A 12,821-nucleotide genomic window follows, 5' to 3' on the forward strand; every position below is an offset into this window, starting at 1 on the left:
GCATGTCGGCGGTCGGCGGCAGGATGGACTCGTGGTCGCGCTCGATACCTTCTCCGAAGCCACGCGAACCTGGTTCGCGGAGTCCTTCCGCGCGCCCACGACCGTGCAGTCCGCCGCCTGGCAGGCCATCGGTCGCGGCGCGCACGCGCTCGTGGTGGCTCCGACCGGGTCGGGCAAGACGCTCTCGGCGTTCCTCTCGGCGATCGACCGGCTGCACGCGGGCCCGCCGCCCGCCGAGCCCGGCACGCGCGTGCTCTACCTGTCGCCGCTGAAGGCGCTCGGCGTCGACGTCGAGCGCAACCTGCGGGCGCCGCTCACGGGCATCGCCCGGGTCTCCGAGCGCCTCGGCGTGGAGCCGCCCCACGTGAGCGTCGGCGTGCGGTCGGGCGACACGCCGGCCTCCGAGCGCCGGGCGCTGCTGCGAACGCCGCCCGACATCCTCATCACGACGCCCGAGTCGCTCTTCCTCATGCTCACCTCGCAGGCTCGCGACACGCTCCGCACGGTCGAGACGGTCATCGTCGACGAGATCCACGCCGTGGCGGCGACCAAGCGCGGTGCGCACCTCGCGCTGTCGCTCGAGCGGCTCGATGCGCTCCTGGCCAAGCCCGCCCAGCGCATCGGCCTGTCGGCGACCGTGCGTCCGGTCGAAGAGGTCGCGCGCTTCCTCTGCGCGAGCGCGCCGGTCGAGATCGTCGCGCCGCCCAGCGAGAAGCGGTTCGACCTGCGCGTGGTGGTGCCCGTCGAGGACATGGCGCAGCTGCCCGCGAGCGACGACGCGACCGGGTCGATCTGGCCGCACGTCGAGGAGGCGATCCTCGACCAGGTGCTCGCGCATCGATCCTCGATCGTGTTCGCCAACTCGAGGCGGCTCGCCGAACGGCTCACGGCGCGCCTCAACGAGCTCGCCCTCGAGGCCTCCGAACGCGAGGCACTCGTCGTGGCCGCTGCCGCGAGCGGGCCGCCGGCGGCCGTCATGGCGCAGTCCGGCCAGACCTCAGGGGCGCCGCCGCTGCTCGCCCGCGCCCATCACGGCTCGGTCAGCAAGGAGCAGCGCGCCGAGATCGAGGACGACCTGAAGAGCGGCCGCCTGCGGTGCGTGGTGGCGACGTCGAGCCTCGAGCTCGGCATCGACATGGGCGCCGTCGACCTCGTGGTGCAGGTCGAGTCGCCGCCGTCGGTCTCGAGCGGCCTGCAACGACTCGGTCGCGCCGGGCATCAGGTCGGGGAGGTCTCGCGCGGGGTGATCTTCCCGAAGCAGCGCGCCGACCTCGTGCACGCGGCGGTCACGAGCGAACGCATGCTCGCCGGGGCGATCGAGACGATGCGCGTGCCCGCGAACCCCCTCGACATCCTCGCCCAGCAGACCATCGCCGCCGCGGCACTCGAGTCGCTCGACGTCGACGCCTGGTTCGATGCCGTGCGGCGGGCGGCTCCGTTCGCCGGGCTTCCCCGATCGGCGTACGAGGCGACGCTCGACCTGCTCGCCGGCCGGTATCCGTCCGACCGGTTCGGCGAACTGCGCCCCCGCGTGGTCTGGGACCGCGAGGCCGGCACGCTCGTCGGGCGACCCGGCGCCCAGCGCCTCGCGGTCACGAGCGGCGGCACGATCCCCGACCGGGGCATGTTCGGCGTCTTCCTCGTGGGCGACGAGGCCGGCGGCCGCCGGGTCGGCGAGCTCGACGAGGAGATGGTCTACGAATCCCGGGTCGGCGACGTGTTCGCGCTCGGCGCCACGAGCTGGCGCATCCAGGAGATCACGTTCGATCGGGTCAACGTGGTGCCCGCATTCGGTCAGCCGGGGCGGGTGCCGTTCTGGAAGGGCGACGGGCTCGGGCGCCCGGCCGAGCTCGGCCGCGCACTCGGGGCCTTCATGCGCGAGGTGGCGTCCGCGCCCGAGACCGAGGCACGGGCGCGCATCACCGACGCCGGCCTCGACCCGTTCGCGGCGAGCAACCTCATCGCCTTCCTGGCCGACCAGGCGAAGGCCACCGGGCACGTGCCGTCCGATCGCACGCTCGTGGTCGAGCGCACGCGCGACGAGCTCGGCGACTGGCGCGTCATCCTGCACTCGCCGTTCGGCATGCCCGTGCATGCGCCCTGGGCGCTCGCCGTGGCCGCCCGCGTGCGCGAACGGCACGGGGTCGACGGCGCGGCGGTCGCCGCCGATGACGGCATCATCGTGCGCATCCCCGACACCGGCGTCGACCCGCCCGGCGCCGACCTGTTCGTCTTCGAGGCCGACGAGCTCGAACAGCTCGTCACCGACGAGGTCGGCGGATCCGCGCTGTTCGCGAGCCGCTTCCGCGAATGCGCCGCGCGTGCGCTGCTCCTGCCCAACTACCAGCCGGGCCGGCGCTCGCCGCTCTGGCAGCAGCGCCAGCGGTCGGCGCAGCTGCTCGAGGTCGCGAGCGCGTTCCCGACGTTCCCGATCATCCTCGAGACCGTGCGCGAGGTGCTGCAGGACGTCTACGACGTCCCGGCGCTCGTCGAGCTCTCGCGCGACGTCGCGGCCCGTCGCGTCCGCCTGGTCGAGACGACCACCGAGGCGCCGAGCCCGTTCGCGAGCTCCCTGCTCTTCGGCTACGTCGGGGCGTTCATGTACGAGGGCGACTCGCCGCTCGCCGAGCGCCGTGCGGCGGCGCTCGCGATCGATGCGACGCTGCTCGGCGAACTCCTCGGGCGGGTCGAGCTGCGCGAGCTCCTCGATCCGGGCGTCATCGAGACCACCGAACGCGAACTGCAGCGCTTGGCCGACGACTGGAAGGCGCGCGGCGTCGAGGGCGTCGCCGACCTGCTTCGACTGCTCGGGCCCCTCACCGAGGACGAGCTGGTCGCGCGGGTCGCCGAGGGCACCGACGCGGGCGAGGCCGCGGGTGAGCTCATCGCCGCCCGGCGAGCCGTTCGGCTCACGTTCGCCGGCCGCGAGCACCTCGCCGCCATCGAGGATGTCGGGCGCCTCCGCGATGCGCTCGGGGTACCCGTTCCGCCCGGGGTCGCGGTCGCGTTCGCCGAGCACGTCGGCGATCCGCTCGGCGACCTCGTGGGCCGGTACGCGCGATCGCACGGGCCGTTCGCCGCAGACGAGGTGGCCGAGCGGTTCGGCATCGGCGTCGCAGTCGCGAAGGCCGCATTGCGCCGGCTCGCCGACGAGCGCCGGGTCGTCGAGGGGGAGTTCCGCCCGAACGGCACGTCCACCGAGTGGTGCGACGCCGAGGTGCTCCGGCGCCTGCGCCGGCGCTCGCTCGCCGCGCTCCGTCACGAGGTGGAGCCGGTGCCGCAACGCGCGTACGCACGCTTCCTCCCCGAATGGCAGCACCTCGGTCGGCCGCTCCGGGGCATCGAGGGCGTGCTCTCGGCGGTCGAGCAACTCGAGGGCGCCCGCATCCCGGCATCCGCTTGGGAGTCGCTCGTGCTGCCGGCGCGCGTGGCCGACTACAGTCCGGCGATGCTCGACGAGCTCATGGCGACGGGCGAGATCGTCTGGTCGGGTTCGTCGGCGCTCGCGGGCGACGACGGCTGGGTCACGCTCCACCTCGCCGACTCGGCGCCGCTCACCCTCGACCCGCCGATCGGCGTCGAGACCACGCCGTTGCAGCGGGAGGTGCTCGTGGCGCTCGGGTCGGGCGGCGCGTTCTTCTTCCGGCAGCTCTCCGATGCCGTCGGCCGCTTCGGCGAGCTCGGACACCCGGTCGCCGACGACGAGCTCGTCGAGGCCCTGTGGGGGCTGGTCTGGGCGGGGCTCGTCACGAACGACACGTTCGCGCCCGTGCGCGCCCTCATCGCGGGCGGGCGCAGCGCCCACCGCTCGGCGCGGTCCACCCCGAGATCGCGGATGCTCCGGGGTCGGGCGGCGCTGCCCAGGGCCTCGTCGGCCGTCATGCGATCCGGCCCGCCCTCGGTCGCCGGGCGATGGTCGATCCTGCCCGTTCCCGACGATGATGCGACCCGGCGCGCCCATGCCCTGGGCGAGACGCTCCTCGACCGCTACGGCGTCGTCACGCGGGGCACCGCGGTCGCCGAGGGCGTCGTGGGCGGGTTCGCGCTCGTGTACCGCACCCTGCGCGGCTTCGAGGATTCGGGGCGATCCCGTCGCGGCTACTTCGTCGAGCGACTCGGCGCGGCGCAGTTCGCCGCCTCCGGTGCGGTCGATCGGCTGCGCGGCTACGCGGATCGCGCCGACCGCGCAGACGGTGCGGGCGGGTCGGCACTCGAGCCGTCGATGCTCGCGCTCGCGGCGACCGATCCGGCGAACGCCTACGGGGCCGCCTTGCCGTGGCCCGAGCCGCCGGGCGAGAGCTCGCATCGCGCGGCCCGCAAGGCCGGCGCGATCGTCGTGCTCGTCGACGGCGAACTCGTGCTCTACGTCGAGCGGGGCGGCAAGACGATGCTCGCCTACGTCGACGACGACGCCGCCGTGCTGGCCCGAGCGGCCGAGGCCGTCGCGGGCCTCGTTCGCGCCGGGCGGGTCCGCCGCCTCGCGGTCGAGACCGTGAACGCCGCGTTCGTGCTCGGCACGCCGCTCGGCGTCGCGCTGAAGGCGGCCGGATTCGGGGAGACACCGAAGGGGCTCCGCCTCGATGCCAGAGGGTGACACCGTCTTCCAGACCGCGGCACGGCTGCGGCACGCGCTCGTGGGCGAGACGCTGACCCGCACCGACTTCCGCGTGCCGAGGTTCGCGACGCTCGACCTGTCCGGGCGAGCGGTCGACGAGGTGCTGTCGCGCGGCAAGCACCTGCTGGTCCGCATCGGGGATGTCACGGTGCACTCGCACCTGCGCATGGAGGGCCGATGGTCGGTCTTCGCGCCGGGGGAGCGGTGGAACCGGCCGGCGCACCTCGCCCGTGCCGTGCTCGAGACGCCGAGGTCGGTCGCCGTCGGGTTCGAGCTGGGGGTGCTCGAGGTCGTGCCGCGCACGGCCGAGGCCGAGGTCGTCGGTCACCTCGGGCCCGACCTGCTCGGACCCGACTGGGATGCCGCCGAGGCGGTCCAGCGCATCCGGTCGGCACCCGACGTGCCGATCGCCGTGGCGCTCCTCGACCAGCGGAACCTCGCCGGACTCGGCAACGTGTACGTCAACGAGCTGTGCTTCCTCCGCGGCATCCGACCGCAACGCGCGGTCGTCGAGGTGCCGGGCGTCGAGGCCGTCGTCGACCTCGGCCGTCGCCTGCTGGTCGCCAATCGCGATCGCGCAGCTCGGGTCACGACGGGGGTCGATCAGCGGGGGCGGCGCCTCTGGGTCTACGGCCGCGCGGGCGAGCCGTGCCGGCGATGCGGCACACGCATCGAGCGAGGAGACCTCGGCCGCACCGAGCTCGAGGAGCGGGTCACGTTCTGGTGCCCGTCATGCCAGCGGTGACGGCCCGGTGACGGTACCGCTACCGGTGGCGGCGCGCCGACGACGGGGCGTCACCGGCGCACCGGGCTCAGTTGACCGGGCCGGTCCACTTCTCGCCGGGTCCCTGGCCGATGGCATCGGGAATGACGGATGCCTCGCGGAACGCGAGCTGAAGCGAGCGGAGGCCGTCGCGCAGCGAACGGGCGTGCATGTCGCTGATCTCGGGTGCGCCGGCCGTGATGAGGCCCGCGAGCGCGTTGATGAGCTTGCGCGCCTCATCGAGGTCGGTCTGCTCCTCGGGGTCGTCGGCGAGGCCGACCTTCACCGCGGCGGCGCTCATGAGGTGCACGGCCGCCGTGGTGATGATCTCGACGGCGGGCACCTCCGCGATGTCGCGGGTGGCGTCGTCGACGGCGCCGTTGATGTCGTCGACCTCGGCCGACGTGGTGGACTCGCCTGAATTGTTGCTCACAGACATCCTCTGCTAGACTCGTTCGGTCCGGAGCAATGCTCCGGTCTGCTGGGGCTCGTCCCCAGCGCGTCTGGGCTTGTCCCAGATCGAAAGTGGAGATTCTCCCACCCGCGCATACCGCTTCATCAAGGTTACCGGGTTGTACGCCCTCCGCTTCATCCGCCCCGAAAGGCGGTGAAGTAGACAGGGGGCCGCAGAGTTGCACGGTGTGATTCCGTGCAGCGTGCGTGGATCTTCGCTCTCGGAACGATGGGCGGCATCCGGTCTCCCATCGAGTGAAGAAGCTTGAGTAGAGGAGTACCCGCATCAGCGATCCCCGTACCAATGACCGTATCCGCGTTCCCGAGGTCCGCCTCGTGGGTCCCGCAGGAGAGCAGGTCGGCGTCGTGAAGATCGAGGTGGCCCTGCGGCTCGCGCAGGAAGCCGATCTCGACCTCGTCGAGGTCGCTCCGAACTCCAAGCCGCCGGTGGCCAAGATCATGGACTACGGCAAGTTCAAGTACGAGGCTGCGCAGAAGGCGAAAGAGGCCCGGCGCAACCAGGCGAACACGATCCTCAAAGAGGTCCGGTTCCGCCTCAAGATCGACAAGCACGACTACGAGACCAAGATGAAGCGCGCGATCGGCTTCCTGAAGACCGGCGACAAGGTCAAGGCCATGATCCTCTTCCGAGGCCGCGAGCAGTCGCGCCCCGAGATGGGCGTGCGCCTCCTGCAGCGCTTCGCCGAGGACGTCGCCGAGTTCGGCACGGTCGAGCACAACCCGACGATCGACGGCCGCAACATGGTCATGGTGATCGCTCCCCTCAAGAACAAGTCCGAGGCCAAGGCCGAGGCGAACGCACAGCGTGCTGCGTCCAAGGCGCGCCCGGCGGCGGACGCCGCGGACGAGTCCGAGACGCAGACGGCCGACGCCGCAGAGGCGTAGGCCAGACCCCCACGTCCGCCACGAGTTGGCGGCAGAACCAAGGAGACACACGAGATGCCGAAGCAGAAGACCCACTCCGGGTCCAAGAAGCGCTTCAAGATCACCGGTAGCGGCAAGATCAGGAAGCAGCAGGCCGGAATGCGCCACAACCTCGAGGTCAAGTCCTCGAAGCGCAAGGCCCGTCTGAACCAGGACAAGGTCGTGTCGGCCCCCGACGCCAAGGTCATCAAGAAGCTTCTCGGCCACTGAGCCGCGAGACCCGTTAGGAAGAAACAGTCATGGCAAGAGTGAAGAGGGCCGTCAACGCCCACAAGAAGCGCCGCGTCATCCTCGAGCGCGCCGAGGGCTACCGCGGCCAGCGTTCGCGTCTGTACCGCAAGGCCAAGGAGCAGGTCACCCACTCCCTCGTCTACTCGTACAACGACCGCCGCAAGAAGAAGGGCGACTTCCGTCGCCTCTGGATCCAGCGGATCAACGCGGCTTCGCGTGCGAATGGCCTCACGTACAACCGTCTGATCCAGGGCCTCGGCCTTGCCGGCATCGAGGTCGACCGTCGCATCCTCGCGGAGCTCGCCGTGAACGAGCCCGCGACCTTCGCGGCACTCGTCGAGTCCGCCAAGAAGGCGCTCCCGGCCGACACCTCGGCTCCGAAGGCTGCCGCGTAAGCAGCATCCTCGCCTCGAACGGCCCGTCACCCCAGTGGTGGCGGGCCGTTCTGCGTCCCGGCCGCGGTGCCCGCCGACCGTAGACTTGCGGCATGCTCGAGAACCCCCGTTCCCCCCGTGTGCGCTCCGTCGCGAAGCTCGCGAAGAAGGCGTCGCGCTCCGAGAGCGGGCTGTTCCTGCTCGAGGGCCCGCAGGCCGTGTCCGAGGCGTTGCGGTTCCGTGCCGAGCTCGTGCTCGAGCTCTTCGCCACGCCGACCGCACTCGAGCGCCACCCCGAGATCGCCGAGGCGGCCGATGCCGCTGACCTCGAGATCGAGTACGTCACCGAAGAGGTGCTCGACTCGATGGCCGACACGGTGACGCCGCAGGGGTTCGTCGCCGTCTGCCGTCAGTTCCCGACCGCCGTCAAGGACGTGTTCGCGGCATCCCCGAAGCTCATCGCCATCCTCGAGGAGGTGCGCGATCCGGGCAACGCCGGCACCATCGTCAGGGCTGCGGATGCCGCGGGCGCCGACGCCGTGGTGTTCACGGGTCGCGCCGTCGACCTGTACAACCCCAAGGTGGTCCGGAGCTCGACGGGGTCGATCTTCCACGTGCCCGTCGCGGTGGGCGCCGATCTCGAGGACGTGCTGCGCCGCGCGCGTGCGGCCGGTCTCACCGTGCTCGCCGCCGACGTGAAGGGCGACGACCTGCTGCAGGTGCGCACCGAGGGCCTGCTCGCGCAGCCGACGGCATGGCTGTTCGGCAACGAGGCCCACGGCCTGCTCGACGAGCAGCTCGAGCTCGCCGACCGGGTGGTGACCGTGCCGATCTACGGCCACGCCGAATCGATGAACCTCGCGACCGCGGCATCCGTCTGCCTCTACGAGAGCGCGTTCGCCCAGCGCAGCAGCTGACCTCGCGCCGGGTTACGAAACGGTAACCAAGGCCCGGCCCCCACGCGCGGAGGGCGCTCCGACCCCTAGTTTTGGGGGTATGGAGCCGACTCAACCCGCACCTGCGACGTCGAACATCTCGGTGCGTCGAGGCGAGCCGCTCGTCGTGATCGAGCACGTCGAGAAGCATTTCGGCGAACTGCACGTGTTGAACGACATCAACACGGTGGTCAATCGCGGCGAGGTCGTCGTGGTGATCGGGCCGAGCGGGTCGGGCAAGTCCACGCTCTGCCGCGCCGTCAACCGTCTCGAGACCATCGACTCCGGCTCGATCAGCATCGACGGCCAGCGACTGCCCGAAGAGGGGGCCGCGCTCGCGAAGCTGCGTGCCGACGTGGGCATGGTCTTCCAGTCCTTCAACCTGTTCGCGCACAAGACGGTGCTCGAGAACATCACACTCGCACCCATCAGGGTCAAGCGGATGTCGCGCAAGGCCGCCGAGGCCGAGGCGATGGTGCTGCTCGAGCGAGTCGGCGTCGCCAACCAGGCGAAGAAGCTCCCGGCGCAGCTCTCGGGCGGCCAGCAGCAGCGCGTCGCGATCGCGAGGTCGCTCGCGATGAACCCGAAGCTGATCCTCATGGACGAGCCGACGAGCGCACTCGACCCCGAGATGATCAACGAGGTGCTCGACGTCATGATCGGCCTCGCGAAGGACGGCATGACGATGATCGTCGTCACCCACGAGATGGGCTTCGCGCGCAAGGCCGCCGATCGCGTGCTGTTCATGGCCGACGGCCGCATCGTCGAGGAGGCCACGCCCGCCGACTTCTTCGACCACCCGAAGTCCGACCGCGCGAAGGACTTCCTCTCCAAGATCCTCGACCACTAGCCGGTCTCGCCACGAGCGGGCCCGGAACACCAAGAGAAAGAGGCAGGAACATGTCACGCAGGAGAATCGCGATCGTCGCAGCAGCGGCGGTCGCCGTGCTCGCACTCGCCGGATGCACCTCGGGCGGCGACTCGGGCGGCGCGTCCGACGAACCCGCCCCCACGTTCGCGGCCGGCACGACCATGGCCAAGCTCCAGGAGGCCGGCAAGGTCACCGTCGGCACGAAGTTCGACCAGCCGCTCTTCGGGCTGTCGGGACCGTCGGGCGACCCTGAGGGCTTCGACGTCGAGATCGCGAAGATCATCGCCTCCGAGCTCGGCATCGACGAGGAGAACATCGACTGGACCGAGACCGTCTCGGCCAACCGCGAGCCGTTCATCGAGAACGGCCAGGTCGACTTCGTCGTCGCGACGTACACGATCAACGACGAGCGCAAGAAGGTCGTCTCCTTCGCCGGGCCGTACTACCTGGCCGGCCAGTCGATCCTCGTGCTCGCCGACAACGACGACATCACGAGCGAGGACGACCTCGTCGGCCAGCCCGTCTGCTCGGTCACGGGATCCACGCCGGCGGCGAACCTCAAGGAGCTCGGCGCCGAGGTGCTCGAGACCGACACGTACTCGAACTGCCTCGAACCGCTCCGCAGCGGCAAGGTGGTCGCGGTGTCGACCGACAACGTGATCCTCGCGGGCCTCGCGGCGCAGAACGAGGGCGAGTTCAAGGTGGTCGGCGAGCCGTTCACCGAGGAGCCCTACGGCATCGGCGTGAAGCTCGACGACACCGATTTCCGCATGTTCATCAACGACGTGCTCGAAGAGGCGTACGAGGACGGTCGGTACGAGGAGGCGTGGAACTCCACCGCCGGTGCCGAACTGCCGTTCGTGGACCCGCCCGCCGTCGACCGGTACTGATCCGAACGGACCCGGGCCCGATGGGCCCGGGTCCGACCCTTCACCACTGAGAGGACGCGCGTGGACGTCGTCATCGCGAACCTCCCGCTCTACCTCGAGGGCTTCAGCGTGACGCTGCTGCTCCTCGCGGTCGGCGGGGCGGGCGCACTCGTGCTCGGCACGGTCATCGCAGCCATGCGCATCTCGCCGATCGCCACGCTGCGCGTGGTCGCCACGGTCTACACCGAGATCATCCGCAACACCCCGCTCACGCTCGTCGTGATCTTCTGCGCGATCATCCTGCCGATCCTCGGGTCCGACCTGCCCTACCTCGCCGCGGGCATGATCGCCCTGGCCGTGTACACCTCGCCGTTCATCGCCGAGGCGCTCCGGTCCGGCATCAACGGCGTGCCGCTCGGCCAGGCCGAGGCGGCGCGCAGCCTCGGCCTCGGATTCGGCCAGACGGTGTCGTTGATCGTCCTCCCGCAGGCGTTCCGCATGACGATCCCGCCCCTCATCAACGTCCTCATCGCCCTCACGAAGAACACGTCCGTCGTCGGCGGCGTCGGGTTCGTCAGCGAGCTGTTCGGCGTGGGCCGCACGCTCGCGAACGCGCACGGCGACGCCGTGATCGCGATCCTCGTCGGCATCGCCTTCTTCTACCTCGTCGTGACGGTGCCCCTCGGGTTCCTCGCGACCCAGCTCGAGCGGAAGTGGGTGGTGCAGCGATGAGCGGTGCCGTCGTGTTGTTCGATGCGCCCGGCCCCAAGGCCCGGCGGCTGTCCCGCATCCTCTCGGTCGTCACGGCGATCGTGGTCGTCGGCGGCATGGGCTGGGTCATCGCGACCCTGAACACGCCGCGCGAGTCGGGCGGCGTCACGCTGCCGGGCCTGTTCGACCCGAGCCGGTGGGACATCGTCCTCGACCCCGAGATGTGGGGCTTCATCTTCGGCGTCGGCGTGTGGAACACCCTCCGCGCGGCGGTCGTCGCGGCCGTGCTCGCCATCGCGATCGGCGTGGTGCTCTCGCTCCTGCGCAGCTCGGCGATCGCGTGGGTGCGGATCCCGACCGCCGTGCTCATCGAGTTCTTCCGCGGCATGCCCGTGCTGCTGATGATGCTGTTCATCCTCTTGGTGGCCGGAACCGGCCAGTACTGGGCCGTCGTCTCCGCGCTGGCCATCTACAACGGCGCCCTGATCGGCGAGGCGCTCCGGGCCGGCCTCGTCGCGCTGCCGAGGGGCCAGCGCGAGGCCGCGCTCAGCGTCGGCATGCGACCGCTGCAGTCGAAGATGCTCGTGGAGTTCCCGCAGGCGTTCCGCCAGATGCTCCCGATCATCGTCGCCCAGCTCGTCGTGCTCCTGAAGGACACGTCGCTCGCGTACATCGTCGGCTACCCCGAGCTGCTGCGCGTCACGCTGAACAACCTGGGTAGCTACTACGGCAACCGGTACCTGTTCACGCTGTGGTGCATCGCGTTCGTGCTGTACCTCACGATCGACCTCCTCCTGTCGTGGTTCGCGCGGTGGCTCGCGAAGCGGACCGACCGCCGGTACCACCCCGCGAAGGCCGGCCCCGCACCCGAGGACCCGAGCCAGGCGCTGCTGCTGGCCGATGCGACGGCCGAGGCCGACGAGGCGGCGCGCGACGCGGGGCGCTGACCGGCCGCATCCGCTCGTCGCTCCGCGCGATCCTCCGAGCCCGCCCCGCTAGACTCGTTCCTTGTGTCCGAGCCCCGTGAAATCACCGAGCAGTCCGTCGAGTCCGCCGTCGCCGCGGCCCTCGCCGCGATCGCCTCGGCCGGCGATTCCGCCGCGCTGAAGGCCGTCCGCGCCGAGCACACCGGCGAGAAGAGCGAACTCGCCCAGTTGAACGCAGAACTGCGCAACGTGCCCAACGACCAGAAGGCCGCCCTCGGCAAGCTCGTCGGCGGCGCGCGCGGGCGCGTCAACCAGGCCTTCGCCGCCCGTGAGGCCGAGATCGTCGCCGCCGAGGCGGCGGCGCAGCTCGAGGCCGAGGCGCTCGACGTCACGGCGCTGCCGTCGCGCGGCGCCGTCGGAGCGCGGCATCCGCTCACCCTGCTCGAAGACCGGGTGTGCGACGTCTTCACCGGCATGGGCTGGGAGATCGCCGAGGGCCCAGAGGTCGAGAGCGAGTGGTTCAACTTCGACGCGCTGAACTTCGACGCCGATCACCCGGCGCGGGCGATGCAGGACACGTTCTTCGTCGACCCGCCCGAAGCCCACCTCGTGATGCGCACGCACACGAGCCCCGTCCAAGTGCGCTCGATGCTCGACCGCGAGGTGCCCATCTACGTGCTCGCCCCGGGCCGCGTGTACCGCACCGACGAGTTCGACGCCACGCACCTGCCGGTCTTCATGCAGTTCGAGGGTCTCGCCGTCGACAAGGGCCTGACGATGGCCAACCTCAAGGGCACGCTCGACCACTTCGTCAAGTCGATCTTCGGCGACGAGGCGAAGGTGCGCCTGCGCCCCAGCTACTTCCCGTTCACGGAGCCGTCGGCCGAGCTCGACTTCTGGCACCCGACGTTCAAGTCGGGGCCCCGCTGGATCGAGTGGGGCGGCTGCGGCATGGTGCACCCGAACGTCCTGCGTTCCGCGGGCATCGACCCCGAGGTCTACACGGGGTTCGCGTTCGGCATGGGCATCGAGCGCGGCCTGATGCTCCGCAACGACGTGCAGGACATGCGCGAAATGGTCGAGGGAGACATCCGCTTCTCCCAGCAGTTCGGAATGGTGGTCTGAGAC

General features: G+C 70.7%; 12 protein-coding genes. 11 read left to right on the top strand and 1 reads right to left on the bottom strand.

The genetic code is table 11. The annotated features are described in order from the left end of the window. Positions 1-31 precede the first annotated feature (31 nt). On the top strand, positions 32-4,594 hold the full coding sequence (locus ACR3IO_RS09230) for an ATP-dependent helicase (protein WP_434070898.1): 4,563 nt from the start codon (positions 32-34) through the stop codon (positions 4,592-4,594). Continuing rightward, positions 4,581-5,360 carry a DNA-formamidopyrimidine glycosylase family protein gene (locus tag ACR3IO_RS09235; protein WP_434070899.1) on the top strand — a complete coding sequence of 260 codons (780 nt, stop codon included), beginning with the start codon at positions 4,581-4,583 and terminating at the stop codon, positions 5,358-5,360. The genes ACR3IO_RS09230 and ACR3IO_RS09235 overlap by 14 nt, the downstream gene beginning before the upstream one ends. Before the next feature lie 67 nt (positions 5,361-5,427). Here the strand turns inward: ACR3IO_RS09235 and ACR3IO_RS09240 are convergent, their stop codons facing one another. Beyond that, positions 5,428-5,763: a DUF1844 domain-containing protein gene (locus ACR3IO_RS09240; protein ID WP_434071171.1), complete on the bottom strand. Its 336-nt coding sequence runs from the start codon at positions 5,761-5,763 to the stop codon at positions 5,428-5,430. A 353-nt stretch (positions 5,764-6,116) separates the two neighbouring features. Between ACR3IO_RS09240 and infC the strand changes: the two genes are divergently transcribed. The 9 genes from infC (at position 6,117) to pheS (ending at position 12,818) form a co-directional block, all read left to right on the top strand. Further along, the gene (gene infC, locus ACR3IO_RS09245) at positions 6,117-6,737 is read left to right on the top strand and encodes a translation initiation factor IF-3 (protein ID WP_434071172.1); all 621 of its coding nucleotides are present in this window, start codon (positions 6,117-6,119) and stop codon (positions 6,735-6,737) included. A gap of 54 nt (positions 6,738-6,791) precedes the next feature. After that, the gene (gene rpmI, locus ACR3IO_RS09250; RefSeq protein WP_434070900.1) at positions 6,792-6,986 is read left to right on the top strand and encodes a 50S ribosomal protein L35; all 195 of its coding nucleotides are present in this window, start codon (positions 6,792-6,794) and stop codon (positions 6,984-6,986) included. Between the two features lie 29 nt (positions 6,987-7,015). Continuing rightward, entirely contained in the window at positions 7,016-7,402 is a 387-nt protein-coding gene (gene rplT / locus ACR3IO_RS09255) for a 50S ribosomal protein L20 (RefSeq protein ID WP_434070901.1), read from the top strand. A 92-nt stretch (positions 7,403-7,494) separates the two neighbouring features. Further along, positions 7,495-8,298, top strand: coding sequence for a TrmH family RNA methyltransferase (locus ACR3IO_RS09260; RefSeq protein WP_434070902.1), 804 nt, complete (start codon positions 7,495-7,497; stop codon positions 8,296-8,298). A 79-nt stretch (positions 8,299-8,377) separates the two neighbouring features. Then, positions 8,378-9,166 (top strand): amino acid ABC transporter ATP-binding protein, encoded by a 789-nt coding sequence (locus ACR3IO_RS09265; protein WP_434070903.1) that lies wholly within the window; start codon positions 8,378-8,380, stop codon positions 9,164-9,166. A gap of 50 nt (positions 9,167-9,216) precedes the next feature. Continuing rightward, positions 9,217-10,077 carry a glutamate ABC transporter substrate-binding protein gene (locus ACR3IO_RS09270; protein WP_434070904.1) on the top strand — a complete coding sequence of 287 codons (861 nt, stop codon included), beginning with the start codon at positions 9,217-9,219 and terminating at the stop codon, positions 10,075-10,077. A 60-nt stretch (positions 10,078-10,137) separates the two neighbouring features. Next, positions 10,138-10,788 (top strand): amino acid ABC transporter permease, encoded by a 651-nt coding sequence (locus ACR3IO_RS09275; protein ID WP_434070905.1) that lies wholly within the window; start codon positions 10,138-10,140, stop codon positions 10,786-10,788. Beyond that, positions 10,785-11,714, top strand: coding sequence for an amino acid ABC transporter permease (locus ACR3IO_RS09280; RefSeq protein WP_434070906.1), 930 nt, complete (start codon positions 10,785-10,787; stop codon positions 11,712-11,714). Before ACR3IO_RS09275 ends, ACR3IO_RS09280 begins: the two co-directional genes overlap by 4 nt. Positions 11,715-11,777: 63 nt before the next feature. Further along, positions 11,778-12,818 carry a phenylalanine--tRNA ligase subunit alpha gene (gene pheS / locus ACR3IO_RS09285; protein ID WP_434070907.1) on the top strand — a complete coding sequence of 347 codons (1,041 nt, stop codon included), beginning with the start codon at positions 11,778-11,780 and terminating at the stop codon, positions 12,816-12,818. Positions 12,819-12,821: the final 3 nt, after the last annotated feature.

The organism is Agromyces sp. Marseille-Q5079 (genome assembly GCF_051016555.1).
Taxonomy (GTDB): Bacteria; Actinomycetota; Actinomycetes; order Actinomycetales; family Microbacteriaceae; genus Agromyces.

Bases quoted from the DNA above. Each gene is read 5' to 3' on its own strand.
- ACR3IO_RS09235 (WP_434070899.1), top strand. From the start codon at position 4,581: ATGCCAGAGGGTGACACCGTCTTCCAGACCGCGGCACGGCTGCGGCAC.
- rpmI (WP_434070900.1), top strand. From the start codon at position 6,792: ATGCCGAAGCAGAAGACCCACTCCGGGTCCAAGAAGCGCTTCAAGATC.
- rplT (WP_434070901.1), top strand. From the start codon at position 7,016: ATGGCAAGAGTGAAGAGGGCCGTCAACGCCCACAAGAAGCGCCGCGTC.
- ACR3IO_RS09260 (WP_434070902.1), top strand. From the start codon at position 7,495: ATGCTCGAGAACCCCCGTTCCCCCCGTGTGCGCTCCGTCGCGAAGCTC.
- ACR3IO_RS09265 (WP_434070903.1), top strand. From the start codon at position 8,378: ATGGAGCCGACTCAACCCGCACCTGCGACGTCGAACATCTCGGTGCGT.
- ACR3IO_RS09270 (WP_434070904.1), top strand. From the start codon at position 9,217: ATGTCACGCAGGAGAATCGCGATCGTCGCAGCAGCGGCGGTCGCCGTG.
- ACR3IO_RS09280 (WP_434070906.1), top strand. From the start codon at position 10,785: ATGAGCGGTGCCGTCGTGTTGTTCGATGCGCCCGGCCCCAAGGCCCGG.